This is a genomic window from Bradyrhizobium sp. NC92 (assembly GCF_025200865.1).
Lineage (GTDB): Bacteria > Pseudomonadota > Alphaproteobacteria > Rhizobiales > Xanthobacteraceae > Bradyrhizobium.
This window is the reverse complement of sequence record NZ_CP104171.1, coordinates 6,791,185-6,816,706: the sequence shown is the minus strand read 5'-3', so window position 1 is coordinate 6,816,706 and position 25,522 is coordinate 6,791,185. Positions and strand designations below refer to the sequence as shown.

Sequence of the window (25,522 nt, the reverse complement as noted above, 5' to 3'; positions counted from 1 at the left end):
GGTTGGGGCCGGAACAAAGGACCAGATGCGATTCATCACCTGCGGTTCGGTGGATGACGGCAAGTCGACACTGATCGGCCGGCTGCTGCATGACAGCAAGATGATCTGCGAAGATCAGCTCACGGCGCTGGAACGGGACAGCGCTAGGCACGGCACTACCGGCAGCGACATTGATTTCGCGCTGCTCGTCGATGGCCTTGAAGCCGAACGGGAACAGGGCATCACAATCGATGTGGCCTACCGATTCTTTAGCACCCAGCGTCGCTCGTTCATTGTGGCCGACACTCCCGGCCACGAGCAGTACACCCGCAACATGGCAACCGGCGCCTCGAATGCCGAGCTCGCCATCATCTTGATCGATGCTCGAAAGGGCGTACTGGTCCAGACCAAGCGCCACTCTTTCATCTGTTCCCTGCTCGGAATTCGTCATGTCGTGCTAGCAGTGAACAAGATCGATCTTGTCAACTACGAGCAGAAGAGTTTTGATCGGATCGTTGACGACTATTCGACTTTTGCTGTCGGTCTTGGCTTCACCTCTATCGTTCCGATCCCGATCTCCGCCCGCTACGGCGACAATCTTGTCAGCCGTTCAGATCATACCAATTGGTATATTGGTCCCTGCCTGCTCGACCATTTGGACAGCGTCGATATCCAGCCCAACGCGGCTACTGCCTTCCGTTTTCCGGTCCAGTGGGTGAACCGGCCCAATCAAGATTTCCGCGGTTATGCCGGCTCGGTGGTTTCCGGGAGCATCTCGGCAGGCGACGAGATCGTTGCCGCAGCGTCCGGTCAAACTACCCGAATTAAGCGGATCGTGACCCAGAAGGGCGATCTTCCCCGCGCTGAGGCCGGCGATGCCGTTACCATCACCCTGGAAGACGAAATCGACATCAGCCGCGGCGATCTTCTGGCGCGCCCGAGCGAGCCTCCCAAGGTCGCTAACCAGTTCGCCGCCTATCTCATCTGGATGGACAAGGACCCGCTCGTCCCTGGACGCAATTACATCCTGCGCGTTGGGTCACAGACCAAAACCGGCAGCATCACCGCAATCGAGCACCGGATCGACGTCAACACACGTGAGCACCTGGCAGCACGGACGCTTCGTCTAAACGAGATCGGGTTTTGCAAAGTGGCGACGTCAGTGACCGTGGCGTTCGATCCTTTCGATAGCAATCGGAAGACGGGATCATTTATCGTCATCGATCCCCATACGAATCGCACGGTTGGAGCCGGCATGATCGCCTTTGCGGTGCAGCGGGCGACCAACATCGCTTTGCAACCGCTGTCGGTAGATAAAGCAGCGCGTGCCGCACTCAAGAACCAGAAGCCTTGCGTCATTTGGTTCACCGGGCTGTCCGGCGCGGGCAAATCAACCATTGCAAACATCGTCGATCAAAAGCTCTTTGCAATGTCTTGCCACACCATGATTCTGGATGGAGACAACCTCCGGCACGGATTGAATCGGGATCTTGGCTTCACCCAGGCCGACCGCGCTGAGAATATTCGGCGTGTCGGGGAAGTCGCCAAGTTGATGGCAGACAGCGGGTTGATCGTAATTTGCTCGTTCATCGCGCCCTACAGGGCTGAACGCGACATGATACGCAATCTGTTTGATGAGGAGGAGTTCATCGAAGTGTTTGTCGACACGCCGCTCGAAGAATGCGCGCGGCGGGATCCCAAGGGTCTATATTCCAAGGTGAAGTCTGGCGAGATCAAGAGCTTCACCGGCATCGATGCGCCATACGAAAGGCCGTTAAGGCCGGAAATGCATCTCACGACTTTGGGACAAACGGCCGAGCAGCTAGCCGATGCGGTGGTCAATCTCTTGGTGGCCCGCGCTGTCATTGGCGATCGCTAGGGAGCCCTCTCCTATGCCTTATGTGCTGCGCTCCAGTGAAAGGCGATCAGCAGACGCTTAGCGGAGAAGACCGCACTAAAACCTTGAGGATCGATACAGGGCGCCAACATGATGGCTGGGGGTGCGACGCGCCGCCAACAGTGCCGATGCGGGCTTGGTCGGCGAAACCGTCTCGCACTGAATTGTCACGCCTCTGTTCGATTGCGCGAGGTGAGCCCGATCCAAAGCCGCTTCCGGAAGGAAAGGCAACGCCGGGTTGATGTGCCACGCGCAATAGGCCACATCGAACGGGCGCCGGATGCGACCATCAAGTGCCGCAAGCGAGCCAACCGAGAGCGGAACGGCTCAGAGGTGCGGTCCGTTGCCGCATGCGCGCAGACTCATGAGTCCTGTTGTTATTGTATGCTCTGAGCTCGAGCTCTGAAACGCCACGTGAATCGCGTTCGCCACATAGGCCCGCTTGGGGCCCTGTTGCAGGACCGTTTCACGCAAGCCAGGTCTGGGCTGCGGACTGGTGGGCGTGAAGTGGACACGATGATGTGGCAACTCGGCGCAGCCGCATCAGTGGTCGACTGGATCGTCGCCAACCTCACGAGAGCATACGCGACAACGCGGATACCGGGAGTCTCCGCAGCCCGACGGTGTCACCCAGCGCGGATATTCTGGAAGATCTTCACACCTCGGCCGGGGCAAGGACTGCGCCGGCCACCAATTCGAGAGGCGCGCCCATGAAAATCATCGCTGAGTTGACGCAGAAATACGCCGACTTCCCAGCCCCACACGTCCGTGCGTCGCGTCTCCCGAACGGTGCCGTTAGGTTGACCGTTTGCGGGCGGGGTGGCAAGCACGCGTGTATCGACCTTGAGGACGATGAGTGGCGTTCGTTTGTGTCACAAGCGCTGATCTCCGAAGAGAGCGACCGTTCGGCAATCAGCTAGATCGCATTCGAACGCGCGGGGTATTGTGGGAGCCTTGACTCACGGTGGCACCATGGGGATATCACTGCCTTAACATGCCGGGCAGAGAGACAGCCCCGCGCGTTCGGAGGAATGCCTAGGCTGCGCAAAAAAGTGAGACGTGATCATGTCGAATTGACTGAACGTATCGACGCCCCGCCGGATTAGGGCGACGGTGGAGATATCGAATTGCGCGCTAAGGACGTTTCTATCGTTCGGGCTCGCCTCGAAATCGACGAATGTTTTAACCCCAGTCATTTTGACGATTAGCGGAGGCAACGTCCCGATGGACCCGGTCGGCGCGAATGACGTGGACTTCGGCGCGACGATGTTTTCCGCCGATCTTCGGCAGTGGCTGGCGGATTGCGGCGGCTCCGCTGGGTCAAGCGTAAGCATCAATATGTCGGCGCACGGGACATTGCGCGAAGCCGATCCGCTAACTCCGCCAATCAATGCGTTTTGGGATTGGACTATTTCGGCGACCTGAAGCCACCGGGTCCACGGCGCATGGCTTCTTCGGCGTCTGTACTATCATGCCGTTTCCGAAATCGCGATGTTGGCGTTAGCGCCCAATGGGGACGCAGTTTTGGGACTTGATGATCTCGTAGTACTCATCGCACCATACGTTTGCTTGCGACGCCTCGACAAAGCAGAAGACAAGCGCGCCCAACCCGTGACGCGCTGCGTGCAAAATGTTCTCGCGTCGCGAACACGCCATCCAAATCGGGGGATGCGGCTTCTGGACTGACTTGGGCACGACATTACAGGCCGGCATTTTGAAAAAAAAACGCCCGTTATATTCTGGATACGGCTGCATCAACATCATATTGGCCGTCTGCTCGGCCAAAGCAGTGCATCTCCATCAGAGAAGCGGATTCACCGGTTCCCCAATCAAGACGGCCTCCTGAGATCACATCGCAGTTTGTGACATCTCTGCTCGAGAGATTGGTGTCTCACACAGAACAGATGCTCGCGCCGCGTCGAGCAATGCAATCTCCGTGTCCGTCAATGCGAGCTTCGGTGACGCATCTGGGGCGACGCGATCGAGCATGGTGAGCCAGAGGACGCGCCAACTATGCAGAATGGCGCCCGCCTAAGACGTAAGGGCCCGAAAAATGCAGCGGTCTCTCCGGTGCAGCGCCATGAGCAGGCGATCCGCGCTTAGATCCTAGGTGTTTTCGCGGGTGTCGTGGCTACCCATGATGATACGGACATCCGGACGTTCAGAACCCTGAGATTCGGTCTTTTATCAAGCACTTCAGTAACTCCACTACCGGTAGCGCCTGTAGCAGTTGCCGATCACGAAGCGCGAGGCGAGAGTAAGCACGGCACGTGCCGCACATCGCTTTGCATGTTCGATGGGATCGACCAGTGTTTCGCGTTGATGGCGTCGTCGCGCAACGTTCGTTGGCTCGCCGCGGCAGCTTGATGGTCGTCGATGGTGCGAGGGCGGCCAGGGCCGACCTCGCCAAGCAGGCCATCACAACAATCGTTAATCGGTAGCGCCATTTGTCGAGGGTGTGTTCATCGAGGGCAGGTCCGCTAGCAACGGAGTTGCTTGCAATGCCTTTCTCTCACCGCGGGACCGCGCCGCACCGCTCAGGTAGCAACCGAAGCAATGATGATGAGGATGAGACGAACTTGCCTCTCGAAGTACATCCGCTCATGCTGGCTCAGCACAAGTGGCCCGTTCGGCTGGCCTGTCACCATTGCATACGCCACAAGCTCTCTCCTTCAGAGGTCCCAACGGTCACTTGCCCGCCTTACGCTTTGGGCGCGTCTTACCTTCGGAGCTTCATGGGAGTCATTGTGAGATCGTGCACATTCGGTGGCTCCTCGGATTCCATGCGACATGGCTTTGTCCGAAAAATTTCACACGGTCAGCTATCTGAGAGGGTTGAATCGAACCCTACGTCAAGTTGTAGGGTAGTGAAACAGGCGGTGACGGGCGCGGGCACGGCCTTTAACGAGGGACAAAGAATGCGAATGTCCAAAATTCTAGGCTCATGCACGACGACTTCGGTCATCAGCGACGATCGTGAAGCTCGCTATGTTTGGGTCAATATCAATGCGCGTCCGACAGATGCACCGGGCTCACCGTCGGATTGTAAGGCGCCCGTCACACGTACGCAGATTGGATAACTGTCTTATCAGCGACGCGAGTGGCGGCCCTCGATGGCAATGCCAAAAGGAGGCTGCTGCGTTACCGTGACTTGCACTCGGCAACGCGGTGCGGCCCAATCCCCAGGGGATCTACAATGATATCGGTGCCGGCTTTACGCAGACAGGTTTGAATTGTCGTGGAGGGCCAGCGCGCCGTTCACTGGCGATTGGCCTTCGTCCGGCGAATGACATGGTTTGACTCTGCAGAATTGTAATGGACACAACATAGAAGGGGATGGTGTGACGAGAGAACGTTCTTTGCTGACGCCTGGACCAATGTCGTTATCGTCGGCAGTGAAAGCCGAGATGCAGCTCGACCTTGCATCGCGCGATAGCGAGTTCAAGGAAGTGACCGCGCGCATGAGGCGACTGATGCTGAATGTGTCGGGCAACGCGGAAGGCTATTCGGTCGTTCCTATCCAGGGAGGCGGCTCTTTTGGAATGGAAGCCGCTCTCTCTACATTTCTCACCCAGGCCGATCGGCCGCTCGTTTGCATAAACGGTATTTATGGCGAGCGCATTCTCAAGATTCTGCGGCTGTGGGGCGTCGAGGCGGTTAAGCTTATCAAGCGAGCCACCGAGCCTTTGGACCCTGAGGAAATCGCCGAGCGTTTGAGCCGAGAGTCAGGCATCACGCACTTATGCGTTGTCCATTGCGAGACAACCACGGGAATTGTGAATCCGCTCGAGCCGATCATAGAGGTGGCGAGGCGACGTGGCGTGAGGACCATCGTTGACGCGATGAGTTCTTTCGGCGGCGTCAACATCGACTTAAGTCGTGGCGGACCAGACGTCTTGGTTACGTCGAGCAACAAGTGTATCGAAGGTCCACCGGGATTGGCTTTCGTCATTGCCTCTCGCGAGCTCCTTGAGAATGCAATCCAAGAGCCAAGATCGTTTGTTCTCGACGTGAGAGATCAATGGCGCTCGCTTGAGCGCACGGGTGAATGGCGATCAACCCCTCCAACACACATTGTTCAGGCAGTTACAAAGGCATTGGAGATCCTGAGCATCGAAGGCATTGATGCCAGGCGCCGCAGGTATGAGAAGATAAGGGACGGCATCATAAAGGAGCTGGAAGGAGTGGTGCCCCCGCTGCTTGCGGCGCACCTGCAGTCGCCTATTTGCGTGGCGTTCACCGCTCCAGCTGGCATCTCCGACCAGGTCGGGTTTGATGGATTATATCGCCACCTGGCGGCCCATAACCTTTACGTCTACTCGAAGCTGCATCTTCCCACGCGCAGTTTCCGGGTCGGCTGTATTGGCGAGATTCGATACGATTGGATCGAGCAGTTGGGTTGTGCGTTTCGCACATACTTCCGGTCCGGTCGGACTCCGTCTGCGGGACAAGTCTCGGCCCAGGAGACACGTGACAGCAGTGCACAGATTTCGCAACCAATGGCGAGCATCGCGCAGCATTCATATTCGACCGCAACTGCTGCTTTGCACGCAGGATACCGTCGTGATCCGGTGACGAAAGCTGTAGCAGTTCCGATCTATCAAAATACGGCCTATGAGCTCGACGGTGATCTGAGCCATATTGCTGACGTCTACAACGTAAAGGCTGATGGTTTCACCTATACTCGAATCATCAATCCGACGACCCGCGCACTGGAAAAGAGGTATGCCGCGGTCGACATGGGACGCGACTCGCTGGCCGTTGCATCAGGTCAAGCGGCGACGTTTCTCGCAATCGTCAACTTATCAAGCGGCGAGGTGGGAGATAACGTCGTCGCTTCTCCGTATCTATATGGCAATACGTGGAATCTGCTTCACAACACCTTGAAGCGTCTCGGTATCAGCGTCAGGACGGCAGATCCTCGAAACCCCGAGACGTTCGAACAGGCCATCGATGACCGAACGATATGTCTGTTTGGGGAGGTGATCTCGAATCCCTGCCTGGTTCCGCTTCCTGTTCAGCAGCTGGCGGAGATCGGCAGAAGGCATGGCGTCCCGTTGGTCGTAGACAACACGACAACTCCCCTGGTGTGCCAGCCGTCAGCTCTCGACGCCGCGATTACGACGTACTCTGCCACAAAATACATTTGCGGTCATGGGACGACGCTCGGCGGACTGATCGTCGACAATTGTGAGTTCGATTATCGGGGAAAGTCGCGCTTCCCACTGTTCAACGGCCCAGACGATGCGCACGGTGGAATCATCTGGCGCAACGCGTTGGCGGAGGTCGATGATCTCGGAAAGAGCGAGTTTCTTCTCAAGGCGCGGATGACTTGGTTGCGCGATACTGGCGCGGCCATTTCGCCTTTTGCAAGCTTCCAGCTCATTCAAGGACTGGAAACGCTATATCTCCGTATGAAGGAGCACTGCGAGAACGCCAGGATTGTCGCCGAGTTCCTGAGCAAGCACCCAAAAGTGCGCCGGGTCTTCTACCCGAGCCTCTTTGAAGGAGCCGACCGAGAAATCATCGATCAGACACTCAATACCGGGTACGGGCATGGGGCGATGGTCATGCTCGAGGTGGAGAACGAGCAAGCCGGCCGCAAGTTCATCCAGAACGTCGGCTTGATGTATCACGTCTCGAACGTGGGAGATGCCCGCACGCTGGTAACCCATCCTGTCTCTACGACCCACACCACCGTCCCACGGCAAAAGCGCGAGGCGGCCGGCATATTCGGCGGCTCCATCCGGCTTTGCGTCGGCATTGAAGATGTTACCGACATCATCAAGGACTTGGAAAAGGCGCTATCCGCAATCTGACAACCTGAAAGTCGATCCAGGAAGGGGTTCTCATGAAACAGGCAGATGCTTGGAAATTGAGGTCGTCACGTTTTGAGGCGGTTCAGTTTGAACGCGAGATCAACCAGCAGCTCTCCGCGCTCAGACCTGATAACATAACGGGGGCTGCTTACATCGTGAAGGACTACGCTGTGATCGCAGCTTGCGTCCTGGCGACGGTCCATGTCTCGTGGTGGCTCTATCCCCTCGCAGTTCTGTTGATTGGAGCCTTCCAGCGTGGATTGACGACAATCGCTCACGATGCCGCGCACCGCACTCTCGCAAAGAATACGACCTGGAACTATGTCCTGGGCATTTTGTTCGCGTCATATCCCTTGTTCCAGCGCCATTGGGCATACCGGATTTCGCACGTATACCTGCATCACCCATATCTCGGCGATCCGGAGAGGGATCCCGACTTGAAGTTCTTCTTGGCCAGCGGCGTTTACGACGTTCAGCCTCCTAAGCAGTACGCTTTCAACATAATCTGGAAGCCGATATTGGGTGGCGCGACAGTTGCGTATCTGAAGTATCTTTGGACCAATCGGTTTTCGGTCGGTGTCGAGGACCAGAGCCGGTCGGGTGTCCTTATCGACAAGTATGGCTTCTATCTCTTTTGGATAGTCATACTCGGTGGGTCATATCTTCTTGGCGTGCTCCACATCGTCGTCCTGTTCTGGATCGTGCCCTATCTCACCACATTTCAGGTTCTCGGCTGGTTCATCGAGCTCGCCGAGCACTCACCTATGTGCGAGACCGAGACAAAGAACGTCTACCTGACTCGGAATAGGAAGGGCAGCTTTATCGAGCGAGCCGTTTTCGGCCAGAATCTCGACGAATACCACCTCGAGCATCACCTCTCGCCCGGCATTCCTTTCTGGCTCTTGCACAAAGCGCAGAAAATTCGGATGCAGGATCCTCAATACGCAAGTGTTGCCGCAACGTGGGGAGGGCTCTTCGTCAAGGGACCTCAAGGTCAACCTAGCGTAATTGCCCAGTTGATTGAGCGAAATCGGCGGCTGTATGAGCAGTCTCTGGCCAGTTCCGATGCGAGGGAGAAGTTGGCTTGATACCGCAGCGGGCAGACGCGGTCCGCGCCGTGGTGGGCGTGACCTCAAACCGTCTTGTGACAGATGGCGTGCACCGCGACTGGTTGCGGCGCAAATACGTTCAAGCCCTCGTTCGCTATGCGGACGTGGCTTGCGTGATATTGCCGACGATCGATGCTGAGGATGCTGAACTGGATAACGATCTGGCGATCATGGGCAGGCTCGACGGTCTGATTTTGACGGGGGATGAATCGCATATCGATGCTGCCATGTTCAGTTCGTGCGCTTCGGGAAGACCGAAGCTAGCAAGTCAGCACGATGTTCGAGCCGGCGTGAGGGATCGCCCTCGTGACAGGCTGTCGGCGGCAGCCATTAAGAAGGCAGTTGCCCTTGGGATGCCGATCCTAGGCATTTGCCGCGGGCTTCAGGAGCTTAACGTCTATTTTGGCGGCACACTTCACCAGTCCTTGTCCGAATGGAGGCAGGAAAGCGGACACATGCATGCAGAGAAGGCCGGTTTGCCGAGGGATCGCCAGTACGATACAGCGCACAGCGTGAAATTATGTCCGGACGGCGTTCTCCGTCCTATCGCGGGCGCGGTCGAAGCACAGGTCAATTCCTTGCATAATCAAGGGATAGAAAGGCTTGCGGCAGAGCTAAAACCGGAAGCCTGGGCGTCCGACGGTCTGATCGAGGCGGCCTCGGTAACAGGCGCGCCGACGCTGCAGATTGGCGTGCAGTGGCACCCTGAATGGCACGTCGAAACTGATCCCCTGAGCAAGCAGCTTTTCAACGCATTTGGAGCGGCGTGCGTCACGTACCGCTTGGAAAGTGAAAGGGGTGTTTTGTGAAGCTTCGATCGAAACGCGGTGCTTTAAGATCGAAAGAAGGAGATCCTTTTGAAACGTCGTCAAAAACACGCTTCTGGTCTCGATCAGTTTTGCAGCCTTTGCACAAGCCGAGCGCAAAATTCGCGGCCGGAGTGCTCTTCGTTGCTCTCTATGTTCTCGTTAGCGCCGCAGGTGACGTCTATGCAGCAGCGTATTTCCAGCAATCAAACGTGTGGATCACTCTCCTGCTATCCTTTGGTATCGTAAGTATGACGTTCAACGTCTTGGCTCAGCGCGAAGGCGTTGGAGTGAAAGTCGGGAAATCATCGGTTCCGGCCTTTGTGTCCCTTAATTGTGTTACCGCGGTAAGTTGGGTCGGCTTGTTTGTCGGACTGAAATATGCCGAACCTGCTATCGTGGTCACGTTCATGGTCGCACTAGGACCCACTGCGACAGCATGGTTGAACGCACTGATCAGGAGACAGGGGCGTCCCCCGAAATCGGATATCATCGCGAGCGTTCTGATCGCAGCTGTCGGCAGTTATATGGTGTGGATCGCTGCCAGCGGCAACGCGGGAATCGAATGGGGGCCACGATCATCCCTTGGTATTTTCCTGGCAATTGTAGCTGGGCTGTCGCTTTCGCTGACCAATATCCTCGTGAAACTGCTGTTTGATCGCGGGTTATCTGGCCGACAAGTACTGGCTCATCGCTTTTACGGAGCAATTCTCTTGCTGCTGGTATTGAGCGATCATTCCTCTGTCTTACACGAGGTCTCACAGCATTGGCTTGCCATCCTAATGATTGCACTCTCGACGATCATTGTTCCCTTGATCTTGGTGCAGGAGGGCATTCGCCGCGTAGAACCATTCACGGTCAACATGGTCTTGTCCACGGCCCCTATCATCACGTTTCTGTTTCAGTATTTCGATTCTCGCATCGTGCCGTCCTTATATACGCTGTTGGGAAATGTTCTCATTACGGCTATCGCCGTAGGTAACCTCTACTTCCAGTATCGGAGATCCGCATGAAGGAACGTCGTTGTGTCATAGTCGACGCATACTCCACAGGCCGATACCTGCCGGAAGAGTTCAAGCGTTACGGAATTAAAACTGTGCACGCGATGTCGAGTGCGCGGATTCCACCGATCTTTCAGTCGCACTTCAACGCCGACATCTACGATGAAGTCCTTCGGCCGGGCGAGCGCATGAGTGACGAGGAGGTCGTGCAGTTTCACCTGGAGGCTCTCCGAGCGAGAGAATTGGAATTCATCATAGCCGGATGCGAGTCTGGCGTTGAACTTGCCGATTCGTTATCCGAACTGCTTGGGCTTCCTTCGAATGGCACCGCGTTGTCAGCCGCAAGACGTGACAAGTCACGCATGTCTGACGCTTTGACGTGTGCAGGAGTGCGATCGATCGGACAAGTTGTGTCCGATAATGCGGATGAAGTCACAAGCTGGATGCGTCAACAGGGCTTCGACGAAATCGTTGTAAAGCCGTTGAACAGCGCAGGTACCGAGGACGTGTTCTTTTGCTCGACCGATGCAGATGTTCGCAGAGCTGTGAACGCTATTGTCGGCAAGACGAATTGCCTCGGAGCGATGAATCGTTTTGCTCTCGGCCAAGAGAAGATAAACGGTCAACAATACACCGTGAACGCTATCTCGGTCGACGGGGAAACGTTCGTCACGGAGGTGTGGACTTACGACACTGTTCCCGTCAAAGGCGCGGGATCGGTCTGTTCGGTCGAGCAGTTACTGGGAGGCAAGGAACCAGTTGTTCAAGAGCTGTCCGACTACTTGGTGCAAGCGTTAAAGGCGCTTGAAATCGTCAACGGACCTGCTCATGCCGAGATTATCGTCGATCGCAAGGGGCCGGTTCTAGTGGACTGTGGAGCGAGGCTTCAAGGGACGATGTCTGCAAAAGCCAGGACCATGGCGTTGGGTCACAATCATATAACACTGACGGCGTGGCGCTACGCAGATTCCGTCGGCTTCACCGAGTATATGAGAGGACGCGGGCCTTACAGGCGGCAGGCTCACGCACTTTGCGTCTCGCTCATCTCCGATATGCACGGTGTAGTCAGCGGCTATCCCGGACTCGAAGCAATTCGCAAGCTGCCGAGCTTCGCCGATGCGATAGCATTTGTTCCGATAGGTCAGAACCTGGTCCCGACGACCGACTTAGCGTCGACTCCGGGAATCGTTTATCTTGTGAACAACAACTTGACTGAGCTTGATGACGACCATCGCAAGTTGCGAGCAATGCGTATGGACCAGGTATTCGAGTTAAAGGCGCAGGGGCGGGCTTAATGGCGAGCGAAATTCGGCCGGCTCGCGCGAATGGATCGCGTAAGGCCTTGATTGGGGTATGCGACTTCGATGGTATTCTTCGGGGCAAGCACGTATTATCTGACGATGTCTCGGCCGAAGACGCGATCATCAAGTTCTCCGAAGCCGTGCTCGCCTGGGATTGTTCCGACCGAGTGATACCAGTCCATTTCGGGCAAGAGCTGCCATCAGTATTTGGAGACGCCGATCTGCGTGTTCTGTCAGCCACGGCGCGCCCCGTACCTACTTCTCCTGACCGTCATCTTTGCCTCGCCGAGTTTGCAGGTGCGCATGAGAGCATCTGCCCCCGTGGTGTTTTGCGGAAAGTACTGCGGAGAGCTGCTGACCACGGATACAGTTGCACTGCTGGATTCGAGTTTGAGTTTATGTTGTTCAATGAGAGTACAGAAACAATTCATAAGAAGCCCTATGATCAATGGGTTCCTCTAACGCGGGGCCCCTTCGGCTATTCAGTGGCGCGCACCCTCGCCAGCAATGAGCTGTTCGAAGCGCTTCTAGCATTTTGTGACAATGCGAGACTACCGCTCGCCGGGCTTCACTTTGAAACCGGCCCTGGCGTGATTGAGGCGTCGCTTCGTCATTGTGATGCCCTCGAGGCTGCGGATCGGGCAGTCTTATTCAAGTCGATGGTGAAATCCTGGGCTCAGACCCGGGGTCTGATGGCAACGTTTATGGCCAAGGTTTCGGAGAATTGGCCGGGACAGTCGGGACATATCCACATTTCAATGTCGGCAAATGGTCAGAACGCATTTTACGACAGCGAGGCGAGCCGCAACATCTCAGGAATTATGAACCAATTCGTTGGCGGCCAGCTGAAATACATGAACGACTTTTGTGTTCTCGCCGCGCCCAACGTGAACAGCTATAAGAGGCTGCTGCCCGGCTATTGGGCTCCAACTTGTCCGAGCTGGGGAGTTGACAATCGCTCGTGTGCGGTGCGGGTCATTCCGGGAAACAAGTCTGCACACCGCCTTGAGTACAGATTGAGTGGCGCAGATGTAAACCCCTATCTCGCGCTCGCATGTGCCATCGGCTCCGGAATTCTGGGCATTGAAGAGAAAGCTGTGTTAGCAACTCCAATTGTTGGTGATGCAAGTGACGAAAGAGATCCTGCTTTCGAACGGCTTCCCCAAAACTTAGCTGAGGCCACTTTCCGGTTTGCGCAATCTCCAAAGGCGATCGACGTGTTCGGCGGCAGGTTTGTTAAAGCGTTCTCGCGTTCCCGGCGATGGGAGTGGGAAGCTGTTCAACATCGAGTCTCCGACTGTGAACGCGAGCGGTACTTCGAGGCTATTTAGGCGCCAGTGGGGGCGACCGTTCGAATTGCGGTTCACGTTGCTGTATCATGTGAGGACGCGAGTGAGGCTGGCGGACGTGCTTGAATCGGGTCGCGCAATCAGGCGGCATCGCGACCATCGGAATGTCCCAGCGCTCCTTGCTAGGCCATTTGTGCGGATAGTGCCCGGCGCGCGAGAGACACATGCATCACCATCGGTCTTGAGCAGCACATTTGCTCATAGAAGCGTCGGCTGCGCGCGAATGTCGTCGCAATTGCCTGCGTCTGGATGACTCACAGAAGTCGGACCGCCACTTTGGCCTTGCCCCCATTGTTCTAATAGAAGCTGTCGTAGACCCATGGCAGACCGATCACCGCGACGTTCACGTAGAGGAAGAGTTCGCCGCTTCGCGCCGCCTGGAATGTTGCCTTGTATGTTGTGGCGTCGTGTTCGGGAGCGGAATGGGATCAAGGAAATAGTTGTCGACGCCGGTTTCACCACCCGCGCAATGATACCATACCACGGTCTGCACAGAATAGGCCGCAGGCGAATGGCGGAGCCAAACTTCCATCGATTTGCGAGTTCGATGGTCGACGTGCCGAAACCTGCAGGTGTTGCCGGCCGCCCAGCGAGGTGATCACGTGCCATGAGCAAAAAAAACGAGGCTCATTTTCTACCTTGGGCCAGAGCGAACTTCAACGTGGGATTAAATCCGTGGGGCAAGGTCGCGGGTGATCTGCTCAGCCGGCGAAAGATCTGGCTTAAGAGTTCTACATCGAGCTCACTAAGCTGCCTACGAATTTCTGTGCATGTGATGTAGGCCCAATTCACCGAAGGGCACCTCCGGATCTGAAGTAGGAACCAGCGCGGACAACTCAGGCTTGACAAACGAATCGGTGGGGCCGTTCGACCGAGACGCTGAAAGTGGCTCGCTAGGCAACTCTAATGGGCAGCTGCTTTTCGACTTCCAGACGCTTTACACTGCAGCGCCCGTCGACACCGACGGGTATGTCCCCATGGATGGTGGCGCGCCGAACAATACGATGCTGATCGCCGTAATCATTTACGGCATAATGATGTGTTGCGCGGTTGTCCCAGATCGCAACATCACCTTCCTTCCAGCTCCAGCGGATGGTGTTTTCGGGCGCAATGATATGCGATTGAAATAAATCGAACAGCTTCTGGCCATCAAATTTCGGAATATCAATGAAGCGCTGCACCAAACAGCCGAGCATCAGTGCACGCTCGCCGGTTTCGGGATGGACTCGCACGACTGGATGCTCGGTCTCAAAGATCGTTCTCGTAAAGACCTCATCAAAATGCTTCTTATCGACTGCACGTACGCGGGCGATTCCAGCGTAATCGAAGGCGTTGCTATGGACGGCCCGGAGCTGTTCTGCAAGCCGTTGCAGCGGCGGCGGCAAGTCGAGATAAGCGGCTGCGGTGTTTGACCAGATCGTATCCCCGCCGAATTGTGGGATTATAACAGCCCGCAGCACCAGAATCTTGGGATAAGCATCCAGAAACGTCCCATCAGCGTGCCACACGTCGGCCCGGCCACCGCCGCGGGAAGAATCGAGCTCCAGAATCGACGTCGTTCCCCTGGTCGTAGCGAGCGTCGGATGCGGTACAAGGTGTCCCAAGCGTGCGGCAAAGCGTTCCTGCTCGGCGTCATCGAGATGAAAATGATCACGGAAAAAGATCACCTTATGCTGAAGCAGCAATCGATTGATTGCAGCGATAGCCTGGTCCGACAAATCGCCTGAGAGTCTGATATTTCTGATTTCAGCGCCGATGCGAGCTGCGCGTTTGACGACGGCGTTATCCGGAATGCCATCGTCGACCAAAGCAGTTTCGCTCATGTGGCATCCTCCAAATTTATGCGGTTCCTTGCCGATCCACCTCCGCGACTCACGAAGAAGGGGAGTTACAATGCGCATCACTCGAAAATGGGCATTTTGTTGCGAGAGCCAAATCGGCTGCGCATGGATTGTGGCTTATCCGGTGCCATCTTCGATGGGATGTCGCTTGAAGACGCCTGTCCTCTTCTGAAGGACTGTATTGATCGATTCGAGGAGTGTCATCAGATACCCGACGGTTATTGCTTCGCCGAAAGGCCCCGGTGATTGTAATGCGATTGCGATCCTTCGAAGTCGTCTGGAGCACTTGATGTGTGCTGATGCGGGCGTCGCATTGTGTTCATAGGAGGACTCTCGTTAACGAACGAATGTCGAGCAATCTCCGTGCCAGTTGCCGAGGGCGGCACTCTGGCAGGCTTCATTGGAGCAGTAGCGCAAAGGATCGGTGTGTCCGGCGCGAGGCGATCACAGGATCGCTCGTTAGCTCGACGAAATAGCCATTGCGATCGTTCTCAAAGCTCAGTCGTCCTTTACGTCGCACATTGTACTGGAGAGAGCCGGGAGCGCACAATATCCTGACCAGGCTTGAAGAGTGGCGGCCCTTTATGCCTATTGTTTCGAAAGCGACATGACCCTTGTAAGCTGTCAGGACATGGACAAGATCTGGATGCGCGGTAATTCCTGACAAGAGGCTGTCAGAAGCACGCGTGGTATTCAGACGTTACCCGCAAATCGAACCGCTTCGCGGTCAAGGTTTGGGACGTCCCGCTGCGCGTGGCAGGTTGTGGTAGAGGTGAGAAGTTGACCTTCAGCTCACGTGTCTACTGCGAGTGAGGACGGGTCGGGTGGGGGCCGATCTGCCAGAGAATCATCGACGCGCCGTCTCCTCCTCCGATCAGCGGTAGCACAGCGCCAATTGAGCACGACGACATGAACCCAATCCGAGGTCGGCCCTGGCCACCGGGGTGGGTAGGGTGCGCCATCATACTCAATACTGCGCATCGCGGCTTGCGATGTTCTGGTCGTTGAGCGAGAGAACGAATTTTCTCACAGCAACAGCTGCCACTCAAGTCGTCAAGGAAGCTACTATTCTCGAAGAATTATAGACCGAGGGGATCGGGCAATGCGGCTGAACGGCACGTGCCAAATTCAATTGCGACCGTCCAGAAGATTGTAGTCCAGCTCTCCTCGCCTGAATATCTCGATGCCCTTATTGCATCAGGAGCAACTCGATCAACGTATCTATCGAATTCGTGGCGCGAAAAGGCTAGGGCACGTTGATTGGTGGCATAGACGCGGTCGGCCGCGGCACAAAGTCATCCTGGTGCCGGCCGCGTGCTGCCAACATAATCGTAAACGCGACAAAGAGAATCAGGAGTCCACGCATTTCCGAACACTTCCTTCGAAGGCTCCATCGCTATTATGAGGCGGCTGACAGGCTGATCCGTTTTCTCTAAGCTTTGGCGGACCGCCGCTTTGATGCAGGCTACTCGGCCTGCAACGTCCTACTTAGCCCTAAGAACTCAATATCTCAATATCCCCGGTGTTTCCTGGTAAAACTGCGAACTGCCGGTTGCTCACGCTTAAAAAAGGCGCTCTTGCCTAGAAGGCAGCAGCAATCGTGCAGCGCATCCGTCTAAGTGTTTTAGTCATCTCTGTTCCTCCTCCCGTCAGTGGATTATGCCGGGCGTACACGATCAGTCGCCATCCTTGCGCTGCCCCGCGCGTATAATGTCGTTCTGGCGGTGAGACGTGGTGTGATGCGATGTCAAGCTCGAGATGACAGCCCCATGCAGTGGTGAATTTCGGCATAGGCGATCGTGAATCCAGGCCGATGATCCTAGTCAAAGGCGTCGCCGTTGATCTCTTCGAGATAACGCCCGTTCTTGTTGACCGCCCTTCGTCGTCCCTCAATCGATTAGCTCATCATGCCCGAAGTCATCCATTCGGGCGCAGAGTTGATCGGGCGTTACTTAGCTGAGCCCGCCTTCTGCGAGTGTGCTTGTTCATCTTTCAACGGTCCGCCTCGTAGATCGCCGCCAGCGCGGAGGAACGCCCCTCCACCGCGAGTGAACTTAGATTGTTTCGCATTCGTATCGCGCTTGCTTGTGCAGCGTTACTGCGCTGAGTGGTGGGTTGGCGCGGGAAAACATCGGTTGGTTGAAAGGCTGGATACGTCGACGCGGAAGCGGCGTGATCTTCCCGATATCGTTGTGCATGACCAATTTTCGTTTCGCGCGGACGGCTCACTGAAGGTCTTGACCGTCGTCGACTATCGCGTCAACGAGAGCCATTGCAGGTTGAGGTGCAGGGCAAGGGATCATGGATGTGATTGATCAAGCGAACGGCTCGGAGCTGCCTGCCGTCTTGCGCAAGTCATCAAGACGCCTTCCATGGGTTTTTGGACTTGTCGCCATCCTCACGGGCCTATGCGTTGGCGGAGCCCGTTACTGGCCTCATATTGACAAATTCCTGGAGGCGTCGGGAACACCTGAAATCGTCTCAATGCCGGCCTTGTCATCTGAAGACAAAGCAATCCTTTCGGAGATTCAGTTGCGGCAACAGGAGGCGAGCGAAGAGCTTGCGGCGCTCAATCGCAACATCAGTGCGCAGCAAGCCGATTTGCAGCGGATGTTGGATCAAATCGCAGTCCTGACTTTAAGAATTGAGGCTCTGCAGAGCCCACCGACTGCTCCGCCTCCTCCTGCAGATCCTCGTCCGCCAGCAGCCCATACCGCTTCGAAGGCGATAACGAGAGCCAGTCGCCCGTCTAAACCAGAAGGGCCGGTTTCCGTCGGGGGCGCGCCGCTAGCCGCCGAGCCGGAGGCGGACCGCCGGTAATCCAATGATGAAGCCCTCCGGCCTGCTGGACATGGCTCGTTGAGAAAATCCATGTCGAGCCAGGAGGGAAGATCGCGGTGATCACATTAGGCCGTCCAGGGCGCGTTCAGTGAGGAGGACGAGAATGCGGCTCCGCCCGTCGAGTCCAAGATTGCTTGTGTAGCTCGGGATTGCCAAAGCAGTCATGGCCCCCGCCAAGCCTGCTGCAGCGGATGGGGTGGTGGCCAGGTCATGGGCGGAGAGCAGGCGAACAGCATCCACCAATTCCGCCTCGGACACGGTGATGGCCCGAGCGCCGTGCCGCCTGAGCACCGCAACGGCCGGCGCGCTCGCGCGGCCGCAGGAGAGCATCTCCGCGGACGTTCGCAGATCGCCCTTCACCCGAATCGGCCGGCCGGCCGCGAGTGCGGGCGCAACACACGCCGCGCTTTCGGGCTCGACCGTTACGATATGTCCCGGAGGTGCCAGCCAGCCGGAGAGGCCCTCGGCGATGGCGGCGGCGAGCCCGCCCACACCAGCTTGTATGAAGGCGTGCGTCGGACGCCCATGGCCGGCGAAATCCACCTCATTGCGGATTTCGGCCGCCGCGACGCCGTATCCCGCCATGACATCGCAAACGATGGGGTCGCTCGGATCGTCGGTCGTGTCGGCGACAAGAATGCCTGCGCCTTGACAGGCCGCCGCTGCGGCCGCATCGACTGCATCGTCGTAGGTGCCGGGCACCCACACGATCTCGGCACCCTGATGCTCGATGCGGCGCGCGCGCGCGTTCGGCACGCCCTCGTGCAGGAACACGCGGGCGGTCGCCCCGGCAAAGCGCGCGGCGGCAGCTACCGCGAGCCCGTGATTACCGTCACTGGCGCAGATCAGGGTCGGCTGCCCCTTGGGTCGCGCCCCGAGAAGGTCGGCCACCTGCATACGCGAGGCTCGGGCGAGCGCGCGCAACCCGGCATAGGTGCCACCAAGCGACTTGAAGCTACCGAGCGTGCGGCGGCCCTCGTCCTTCGCGAGCACCTGCGCCACTCCGAGCCGGTTCGCCAGCGCCGGAAGGTTCAAGAGTGGCGTGGTTGAGTATGCGGGATCGAGGCCGCGTAGCTCGGCCGCAATTGCATCGACAGGAACGGAAGCAGTACTGTTCACGCGCTGATCTTGCCCGCAAAAGGGACGCTTTGCTGCGGCAAGCGTGCTGCACAGCAATTGTTTCCGCCGATTATGAACTAGCTATGCGTGAAACACCACCCTCCGGTCTCGCTGCGGCGGAAGACATCAGATCGCCTCGATGGCTCATTCGGCGTTGCTGCGCAGCCTCCCCCGTAAGGAAAGCCGCTTGGTATGAGACCGGCGAAGTGAGACTTGTTCCTGCAACCGTCTTGCTGGGCAGACAGTCTAGAGGGCGTTCGCACGAGATGTCTTCCACGACATTCCGGCCGTTCGGAACTTGAGCGCCCAATAGCCTTGTCGCTCGGAGCCTCGAAGGCTGAGGATCCATCAGACCAGAACCTCTCTGTAGATCATTGATGAAAAGCCGGCTTTCACGCTCACGATCCGCTCCCACATTTAGTTACCGGATCTGGCAATGATCTTCGTATCTCATAGGCAGGAAGTCTGTGCGAGCCGCAAGAAGTTAGTGAGCAGCACGTGTCCTCGATGGGTAAGTATTGATTCCGGATGAAACTGCAGGCCATAAGTCGGTTCAGAACGATGTGCAAGGGCCATGACCTCGCCATCTTCCGAACGCGCTGTCACTATGACATGCTGCGAGCAAACCTCGCTGAACTCAACGACAAGAGAATGGTAGCGGCCGACGCAAAGTGGGGATGGCAGTCCCGTGAAAAGCCCTCGGCCGTCATGTGTTATATGCGAGGCACGCCCATGCATGGGACGACGTGCGCGCACGACACGTCCGCCGAAAACGCTCCCAATGCACTGGTGTCCGAGGCAGATGCCGAGAATTGGGACGTGCCCCGTAAGCTCACGTATGACGGCGTTAGATATTCCGGCCTCACTTGGCGTGCAGGGACCGGGGGAGATGACGATTGCCCGCGGCTTGAGCGCAACAAGATCACTGATGCTGACCACATCATTCCGAACGACCTCGGTTGATGCACCAAGCGTCTTGAAATACCGCGCGATGTTGAAGACGAAGGAATCGTAATTGTCGATGATCGCAATCATGGCGCACCGGATGTTTCGACCCGGAATGCATCAAATATCCGCTGTGCCTTGGCGAGTGTCTCCTCGTATTCTGCCTCTGGGTCCGACATCGCCGTCACACCGCCTCCGGCATGAAACACGGCCAAGTCGTCACTGATCGTTACGGTGCGGATCGCGATGTTCGTGTCCATATGACCGTCAAAGCCGATAAAGCCGATGGCCCCGCAATAGACTTCGCGCGCCACACGCTCGATTTCCGAGATAATTTCCATGGCTCGTACCTTCGGCGCTCCGGTAATGGAGCCACCGGGAAAGCAAGCCCGCAATAGCCTAACGGCGTCCTGGTCTGCTGCAAGTTCACCCGAAACAGCCGAGACGAGGTGGTGCACCGAGGCATAGGATTCGAGTTCGCAGAGCGCTGGGACCTCCACCGAATGCGCAGTGCACACTCGAGACAGATCGTTACGCAGAAGGTCCACGATCATGGTGTTCTCCGCCCGATCCTTTTCAGACGCAACAAGGATTTCAGCACGGCGCCGGTCTTTCCTGGGATTAGCGGAGCGGGCGATCGTACCTTTGATCGGGCGCGTTTCGACCTGTCGCCCCTCAAGCTTCAGGAATCGTTCTGGCGAGCTCGATGCAATAGTCAACTTGCCGTAACGCAGGAGGGCTGCAAAGGGGGCGGGGTTCAATGACCGCAGGCGGCAGTAGAAGGCCAGCGGATCGAATGAAGTCGGCAGCCGGGCGCTGAAGCGTTGCGCAATGTTGGCTTGGAAGATGTCTCCAGCAAGGATCAAGTCGATGACGCGCTGTGCTGCGGCAATGTATTCCTCTCGGCTGAAGTTCGAGCGCCATCCTCCCGATGTGCCGGCGGAGCCGTCCCACAGCGGTGTCGGGCCGGCAAGATGAGAGACAAACTCATCAGCGCGACGGCCGGCACGAGCACTCCGGGATACGGGATCCTGCTCCGGCCATCCCGTAGAAACGATCCAGCATCTGTCGTTACGATGATCGTGGGCGAGGATCACGTCATAGAAATGCAGGATGGATTGGGGGAGGCGCTGACCGGGAAATTCCGGCCTTGGCAATCGCTCCAACGTCCGGTTCAGATCATAGGCAATGAAGCCAGCGGCACCACCCTGGAAGGGCGGAAGATCAGGGCGATGCTCCTGGGAATACTTCGCGAGAAGCGTGCGGAGCATTTCCCATGGATCGCCCTTCATCGCTGTTTCGTCGCAACTCGCCTGTCCGTCCGCGACCATATAGGTGCTGAAGGGGTCGCAAGCCAGGTAGGAATAGCGCCCCAGTGACCCATGCTTTGCGGCGCTGTCGAGAAATGTGAGGTGGGGGCGATGCGCCAGACGACGCATCGCTGTGACAGGATCGATCCATGGCAGCTCACGAACCTGCATCTGGCTATCGGTCTCCGGCCGGTAGGAGTGCAAGGACCTTGGGATTTTGCCCCAGCGAGAGCGGTCTGCTTCTGAAGCCGCACTCGTAAGATGGATTGTCAGGCTAATGCGCCAGGTGCGCTGAGTGACTAGCCCGTTTCCGACATGGAGATAGACCGTCCAATCGGCACATTGTAGTCGGCCGCGAACCGCAGTTCTCGGAGCGGTCGCACTCGCTTGATCGATTCCTGGTAAAGAGCGTGCTCCTTGTAGGCTGTGAGCTCCGTCTCGCTGTCGAACTCGCCATAGACGACAACGTCGACGTCGTTGCCGAGCTGGTCGCTCTTGCGGTTGCGGGCGACCTCCAGCCGGCGCGCATGCGGAATTGCCGTGAGGACCGAGAGGCCCTCAATCATTTGATCAATGTGGGCTTTGTTCTTGGCAGTGAACAAGACGATGTGACGAATCATGGCTAACCATACCGGTGAAATGAAGTTGGTTGCCTGATATCTTGGAACACAGCCCGCTGCAATGCGGCACGCCACGTACCAATGGGCCATCCTTGGTCAGGACGCAGGCAGGGCAAGGCGCTCGATCGTTTGAATGTGGCGCGCAAGCAGGTTGCAGGCTTGATCGATGTTGCGCGCGCGCAGTGCTTGCAGAATCAGGCGGTGATCCTGATTGGGCCGCGGTCGCCACCCAGCCCTGCGCGCCATCGCGAACACCAGCCTAGAATTTGCAAGCTGCAAGCCGCCAAGGCTGGCCAGCAGTCGCGGCATGGCACAGGGCGCCACGAGCGCGTGGTGAAAAGCGCGGTTCGCCGTTTCGAAATCCTGGAGCGTCTCGGCATTGTCTCCTTCAATTATAGCGAGCTCGATCCGCGCCAAATGGGCCGATGTGAGCCTTGGAGCTGCATTGCGTAACGCGACCACTTCTAGCGCGGCACGCATCTCGGCGATCTCTTTGACCGAATTGATATCGAGCGGGGCAACTCGAACGCCACGACGAGGTGCAGCAACGACAAGATGTTGAGCCTCGAGTTGCCGAAATGCCTCGCGCACCGGGACGTGACTTGAATGGAATTCTCGCGCGACATGATCCTGGCGGAGTGGAGCATCCGGCTGCAGGGCGCCGGTGATAATGCGTTCGCCGATCGACTCGGCGATGCGGCCAACTGTCGTCAAGTTCTCGCCATCAGTCATCATAGATTATCTATCAGAAAAACGAGTGCACTCGTGGGCGACCTCAGTTAGCATCAATCCAGAGCAATAGTCATAGATAATTTTCCAAACTATCTATGATTTGACCGAGCGAGCTTATGGTTGATGTCTTGAGAGAACGGAGCGACAGCGGTAACAGCGCGCCGGTTCGCAATGATTGGAAGCGCGCCGATGCCGCGGCGCTCTATAATCTGCCGTTTGCCGATCTGATGTTTCAGGCGCAGAGCGTTCATCGCCTCAACTTCGATCCAAACCACATTGAAACCGCGAGCCTGCTCAGCATCAAGACCGGCGGTTGTCCTGAAGATTGTGGCTATTGCTCGCAGAGCGCGCATTACGACACCGGCCTGAAAGCCACGCGCCTCATCGATCGCGCCGACGTCGTCGCGGCAGCGCGGCGCGCCAGGGACGCCGGCGCCACCCGATTCTGCATGGCCGCGGCTTGGCGCAGCCCTAAAGATCGCGATCTCGATCAGGTCTGCGACATGGTCAGCGCGGTCAAGGGACTTGGCCTGGAAACCTGCGTCACACTTGGCATGCTGACGCCGAAGCAGGCTGCACGGCTCGCCGACGCAGGGCTCGATTTCTACAATCACAACATCGATACCTCGCCGGAGTTCTACGGCAAGATCATCACCACCCGCACCTTGCAGGACCGTATCGACACACTCGCATATGTTCGCGATGCGGGCATCAAGATCTGCTGCGGCGGCATTCTGGGCATGGGCGAGCACGTGGAGGACCGCCTTGCGATGCTTGTTCTGCTCGCCAACTTGCCGAAACATCCGGAGAGCGTACCGATAAACGTGTGGAACGAGGTTCAGGGCGTTCCGGTGAATGAGACTGCAGAGCGTCCCGATCCGATCGCGATGGTGCGCCTGGTGGCTGCCGCCCGGATCATGATGCCGCGGAGCGTGGTGCGGTTGTCCGCAGGAAGGCAGTACATGACTGATGAACTCCAGGCGCTTTGCTTTTTGGCCGGTGCGAATTCGATCTTCATTGGCGATGTGCTGTTGACCACGAACAATCCGCAGCGTGACCGAGACATGAATTTGTTGAACCGGCTTGGCGTTGCATCTGGGCTTTGCCTGAGTGAATCAGGCAACCCTGCACGTTCTCCGCAAAACGGCAGTGTAGGTAAGAATGCAGATTACCTTGATGAAGGGCAGAATCCATCGGGCCTCGGTGACTGAAGCCGATTTGCACTATGAAGGCGCAGTTTCGATCGATCGTGCACTGCTCGACGCTGCAGGCATTGTGATCAACGAACGTATCGAGATTTACAACATCGAAACCGGAGCGCGCTTCGCAACCTATGTCGTCGAGGCGCCCCGAGGTTCTGGTATCATAAGCTTGAACGGCGCGGCGGCGCGGCTCGCGTTGCCCGGCGACAAAGTGACCATAGTTGCATATGCCTCCTTTGATGAGGAGGAAGCAAAAACGTTCAAGCCACGGATTGTGCTGGTTGACCGAGAAAATCGCATCTTGCCGGGCTGAAAGCTACCATTATCCCGTTTCGTTCTTGTAACCCTTAAAATCGCCTGGCACCTCTTTGGGCATGCCATGGTGAGCGATGAGTCCGATCCCTCATGAACCTTCATGCCTATGTGACCGCTTTGCATGACCTGAAAGAAGACGGCCGCCTGCGCGGCTTGAAGCCACGCAGAGGCGCCGATTTTGCGTCGAACGATTACCTCGCCCTCGCAAGCGCGCCGCGGATGAAAAAGGCTCTTTTGGCGGGGCTCGAAGCTGGTACACCCATCGGAGCCGGTGGGTCGCGGCTTCTGCGGGGCAATTGTGAAGAACATGAACATCTCGAAGCAGAAGCTGCCAGGTTCTTTAAAGCAGAGACGGCACTCTTTTTTGGCGGCGGTTATGTCGCAAATTTCGCTATCCTGACAACGCTGCCGCAGCGGGGCGATTTGCTTGTTCTGGATTTTCTGGTGCACGCAAGCATTCATGAAGGTGCGCGTGCCGGTCGGGCCGAGTTTCGAGTGAGTGCCCATAATGATCCCCAGTCGGTCGAAAACATAATCCGTGACTGGCGGGCCAGGGGCGGAATGGGCCGCGTCTGGGTCGTGGTCGAAAGTCTTTACAGTATGGATGGCGATTTCGCGCCGCTTGAAAGCCTGGTCGGGATCGCAGACCGCTACGATGCATTTCTCATCGTGGACGAGGCGCATGCCACAGGCGTCTACGGCGAGCAGGGGCGGGGGCTTACCGCGCCTTATGAGGGGCGCGAGAATCTTCTGGTCGTTCATACGTGCGGCAAGGCGCTCGGTGCCGCCGGGGCGCTGGTCACTGCGCCAGCTGTGCTGCGCGACTTCATGGTCAATCGCTGCCGCCCCTTCATCTTCGCCACCGCCCCCTCACCCTTGATGGCCCTCGCCGTGCGGGAAGCAGTGCTAATCCTGCAGCAGGAGCCCGAGCGTCAGCAGCGTCTGGCCAACCTTGTCACGTTTACACATCGGCAGATGCGTATCCGCGGCTGGCAAAATCCCTCGAGCTCGCAGATCGTGCCTTATATCGTTGGCGACAATACGCGTGCAATGCAGATTGCCTCTGCACTGCAGGCTCGCGGTTTCGACATCCGCGGCATCCGTCCACCAACCGTGCCGGCTGGCACAGCTCGTCTTCGCATTTCACTGACGCTCAACGTCGCCGAGGAGGATGTGCTTGCAATGCTCGATGCTCTTGTCGAGGAGACAGCAAGTCAGGCTCCATGAACCGGCAAATCGTGTTGGCCGCTTACGGCCGTTTTCGAAAGGGTGACCGAGCGCCTGCGAGCTATCGGAAACCCTTCATTCTGGTCTCAAAGGAGAGATCGGCATCAAG

19 protein-coding genes are annotated in these 25,522 nt (G+C 57.2%); 12 read left to right on the top strand and 7 right to left on the bottom strand.

The window, feature by feature from the left end:
• Nucleotides 1-25: 25 nt before the first annotated feature.
• A complete protein-coding gene (gene cysN, locus N2602_RS31945) occupies nt 26-1,858 on the top strand; it encodes a sulfate adenylyltransferase subunit CysN (RefSeq protein WP_311738673.1) in 1,833 nt (610 codons plus the stop codon).
• 1,242 nt (nt 1,859-3,100) lie between these two features.
• Nucleotides 3,101-3,301 carry a hypothetical protein gene (locus N2602_RS31940; protein ID WP_260380581.1) on the top strand — a complete coding sequence of 67 codons (201 nt, stop codon included), beginning with the start codon at nt 3,101-3,103 and terminating at the stop codon, nt 3,299-3,301.
• Nucleotides 3,302-3,376: 75 nt separating this feature from the next.
• Here N2602_RS31940 and N2602_RS39025 read toward each other — a convergent pair whose 3' ends face one another.
• On the bottom strand, nt 3,377-3,631 hold the full coding sequence (locus N2602_RS39025) for an LLM class flavin-dependent oxidoreductase (RefSeq protein ID WP_409241932.1): 255 nt from the start codon (nt 3,629-3,631) through the stop codon (nt 3,377-3,379).
• 1,652 nt (nt 3,632-5,283) lie between these two features.
• Here N2602_RS39025 and N2602_RS31935 point away from each other — a divergent pair.
• Genes N2602_RS31935 through N2602_RS31910 form a run of 6 tightly spaced genes read left to right on the top strand, consistent with a single transcriptional unit; the run spans nt 5,284 to nt 13,243 of the window.
• Complete coding sequence (locus N2602_RS31935; protein WP_260380580.1) at nt 5,284-7,695, top strand: 2-aminoethylphosphonate--pyruvate transaminase; 2,412 nt, start codon at nt 5,284-5,286, stop codon at nt 7,693-7,695.
• A gap of 32 nt (nt 7,696-7,727) precedes the next feature.
• Nucleotides 7,728-8,783, top strand: coding sequence for a dhydrorhizobitoxine desaturase (gene rtxC / locus N2602_RS31930; protein WP_157286235.1), 1,056 nt, complete (start codon nt 7,728-7,730; stop codon nt 8,781-8,783).
• Nucleotides 8,780-9,613, top strand: a complete 834-nt coding sequence (locus N2602_RS31925) for a gamma-glutamyl-gamma-aminobutyrate hydrolase family protein (protein ID WP_260380579.1) — start codon at nt 8,780-8,782, stop codon at nt 9,611-9,613. Before rtxC ends, N2602_RS31925 begins: the two co-directional genes overlap by 4 nt.
• Nucleotides 9,610-10,623: a DMT family transporter gene (locus N2602_RS31920; RefSeq protein ID WP_260380578.1), complete on the top strand. Its 1,014-nt coding sequence runs from the start codon at nt 9,610-9,612 to the stop codon at nt 10,621-10,623. Before N2602_RS31925 ends, N2602_RS31920 begins: the two co-directional genes overlap by 4 nt.
• Nucleotides 10,620-11,906, top strand: coding sequence for an ATP-grasp domain-containing protein (locus N2602_RS31915; RefSeq protein WP_260380577.1), 1,287 nt, complete (start codon nt 10,620-10,622; stop codon nt 11,904-11,906). The genes N2602_RS31920 and N2602_RS31915 overlap by 4 nt, the downstream gene beginning before the upstream one ends.
• Nucleotides 11,906-13,243 (top strand): glutamine synthetase family protein, encoded by a 1,338-nt coding sequence (locus tag N2602_RS31910; RefSeq protein ID WP_260380576.1) that lies wholly within the window; start codon nt 11,906-11,908, stop codon nt 13,241-13,243. Before N2602_RS31915 ends, N2602_RS31910 begins: the two co-directional genes overlap by 1 nt.
• A 911-nt stretch (nt 13,244-14,154) precedes the next feature.
• On the opposite strand, the gene N2602_RS31905 is transcribed toward N2602_RS31910, so the two are convergent.
• Nucleotides 14,155-15,084 carry a TauD/TfdA family dioxygenase gene (locus tag N2602_RS31905; RefSeq protein WP_260380575.1) on the bottom strand — a complete coding sequence of 310 codons (930 nt, stop codon included), beginning with the start codon at nt 15,082-15,084 and terminating at the stop codon, nt 14,155-14,157.
• Nucleotides 15,085-17,403: 2,319 nt separating this feature from the next.
• Here N2602_RS31905 and N2602_RS31900 point away from each other — a divergent pair.
• The gene (locus N2602_RS31900; protein WP_260380574.1) at nt 17,404-17,922 is read left to right on the top strand and encodes a hypothetical protein; all 519 of its coding nucleotides are present in this window, start codon (nt 17,404-17,406) and stop codon (nt 17,920-17,922) included.
• A gap of 81 nt (nt 17,923-18,003) precedes the next feature.
• Here the strand turns inward: N2602_RS31900 and N2602_RS31895 are convergent, their stop codons facing one another.
• The 5 genes from N2602_RS31895 to N2602_RS31875 form a co-directional block, all read right to left on the bottom strand.
• Complete coding sequence (locus N2602_RS31895) at nt 18,004-19,062, bottom strand: pyridoxal-phosphate dependent enzyme (protein WP_260380573.1); 1,059 nt, start codon at nt 19,060-19,062, stop codon at nt 18,004-18,006.
• Between the two features lie 450 nt (nt 19,063-19,512).
• Entirely contained in the window at nt 19,513-20,097 is a 585-nt protein-coding gene (locus tag N2602_RS31890; protein ID WP_260380572.1) for an aminodeoxychorismate/anthranilate synthase component II, read from the bottom strand.
• Nucleotides 20,094-21,488 (bottom strand): aminodeoxychorismate synthase component I, encoded by a 1,395-nt coding sequence (gene pabB, locus N2602_RS31885; protein WP_260380571.1) that lies wholly within the window; start codon nt 21,486-21,488, stop codon nt 20,094-20,096. Before pabB ends, N2602_RS31890 begins: the two co-directional genes overlap by 4 nt.
• 128 nt (nt 21,489-21,616) lie before the next feature.
• Nucleotides 21,617-21,937 (bottom strand): Dabb family protein, encoded by a 321-nt coding sequence (locus N2602_RS31880; protein ID WP_260380570.1) that lies wholly within the window; start codon nt 21,935-21,937, stop codon nt 21,617-21,619.
• 96 nt (nt 21,938-22,033) lie between these two features.
• Complete coding sequence (locus N2602_RS31875) at nt 22,034-22,672, bottom strand: GntR family transcriptional regulator (RefSeq protein ID WP_260380569.1); 639 nt, start codon at nt 22,670-22,672, stop codon at nt 22,034-22,036.
• A 113-nt stretch (nt 22,673-22,785) separates the two neighbouring features.
• On the opposite strand from N2602_RS31875, the gene bioB reads away from it, so the two are divergent.
• The 3 genes from bioB to N2602_RS31860 all read left to right on the top strand — a co-directional run bounded on the left by bioB (nt 22,786) and on the right by N2602_RS31860 (nt 25,413).
• A complete protein-coding gene (gene bioB, locus N2602_RS31870) occupies nt 22,786-23,880 on the top strand; it encodes a biotin synthase BioB (RefSeq protein WP_260380568.1) in 1,095 nt (364 codons plus the stop codon).
• On the top strand, nt 23,831-24,184 hold the full coding sequence (gene panD / locus N2602_RS31865; RefSeq protein WP_260380567.1) for an aspartate 1-decarboxylase: 354 nt from the start codon (nt 23,831-23,833) through the stop codon (nt 24,182-24,184). The genes bioB and panD overlap by 50 nt, the downstream gene beginning before the upstream one ends.
• A gap of 92 nt (nt 24,185-24,276) precedes the next feature.
• Entirely contained in the window at nt 24,277-25,413 is a 1,137-nt protein-coding gene (locus N2602_RS31860; RefSeq protein WP_260380566.1) for an 8-amino-7-oxononanoate synthase, read from the top strand.
• The last annotated feature ends 109 nt before the right edge of the window (nt 25,414-25,522 follow it).

Excerpts from the sequence above, each read along its gene's own strand:
- cysN (WP_311738673.1), top strand. The coding sequence starts at position 26 with ATGCGATTCATCACCTGCGGTTCGGTGGATGACGGCAAGTCGACACTG.
- N2602_RS31940 (WP_260380581.1), top strand. The coding sequence starts at position 3,101 with ATGGACCCGGTCGGCGCGAATGACGTGGACTTCGGCGCGACGATGTTT.
- N2602_RS39025 (WP_409241932.1), bottom strand. The coding sequence starts at position 3,631 with ATGCAGCCGTATCCAGAATATAACGGGCGTTTTTTTTTCAAAATGCCG.
- N2602_RS31935 (WP_260380580.1), top strand. The coding sequence starts at position 5,284 with ATGCAGCTCGACCTTGCATCGCGCGATAGCGAGTTCAAGGAAGTGACC.
- rtxC (WP_157286235.1), top strand. The coding sequence starts at position 7,728 with ATGAAACAGGCAGATGCTTGGAAATTGAGGTCGTCACGTTTTGAGGCG.
- N2602_RS31915 (WP_260380577.1), top strand. The coding sequence starts at position 10,620 with ATGAAGGAACGTCGTTGTGTCATAGTCGACGCATACTCCACAGGCCGA.
- N2602_RS31910 (WP_260380576.1), top strand. The coding sequence starts at position 11,906 with ATGGCGAGCGAAATTCGGCCGGCTCGCGCGAATGGATCGCGTAAGGCC.
- N2602_RS31905 (WP_260380575.1), bottom strand. The coding sequence starts at position 15,084 with ATGAGCGAAACTGCTTTGGTCGACGATGGCATTCCGGATAACGCCGTC.
- N2602_RS31900 (WP_260380574.1), top strand. The coding sequence starts at position 17,404 with ATGGATGTGATTGATCAAGCGAACGGCTCGGAGCTGCCTGCCGTCTTG.
- N2602_RS31890 (WP_260380572.1), bottom strand. The coding sequence starts at position 20,097 with ATGATTGCGATCATCGACAATTACGATTCCTTCGTCTTCAACATCGCG.
- pabB (WP_260380571.1), bottom strand. The coding sequence starts at position 21,488 with ATGCAGGTTCGTGAGCTGCCATGGATCGATCCTGTCACAGCGATGCGT.
- N2602_RS31880 (WP_260380570.1), bottom strand. The coding sequence starts at position 21,937 with ATGATTCGTCACATCGTCTTGTTCACTGCCAAGAACAAAGCCCACATT.
- N2602_RS31875 (WP_260380569.1), bottom strand. The coding sequence starts at position 22,672 with ATGATGACTGATGGCGAGAACTTGACGACAGTTGGCCGCATCGCCGAG.
- bioB (WP_260380568.1), top strand. The coding sequence starts at position 22,786 with ATGGTTGATGTCTTGAGAGAACGGAGCGACAGCGGTAACAGCGCGCCG.
- panD (WP_260380567.1), top strand. The coding sequence starts at position 23,831 with ATGCAGATTACCTTGATGAAGGGCAGAATCCATCGGGCCTCGGTGACT.
- N2602_RS31860 (WP_260380566.1), top strand. The coding sequence starts at position 24,277 with ATGAACCTTCATGCCTATGTGACCGCTTTGCATGACCTGAAAGAAGAC.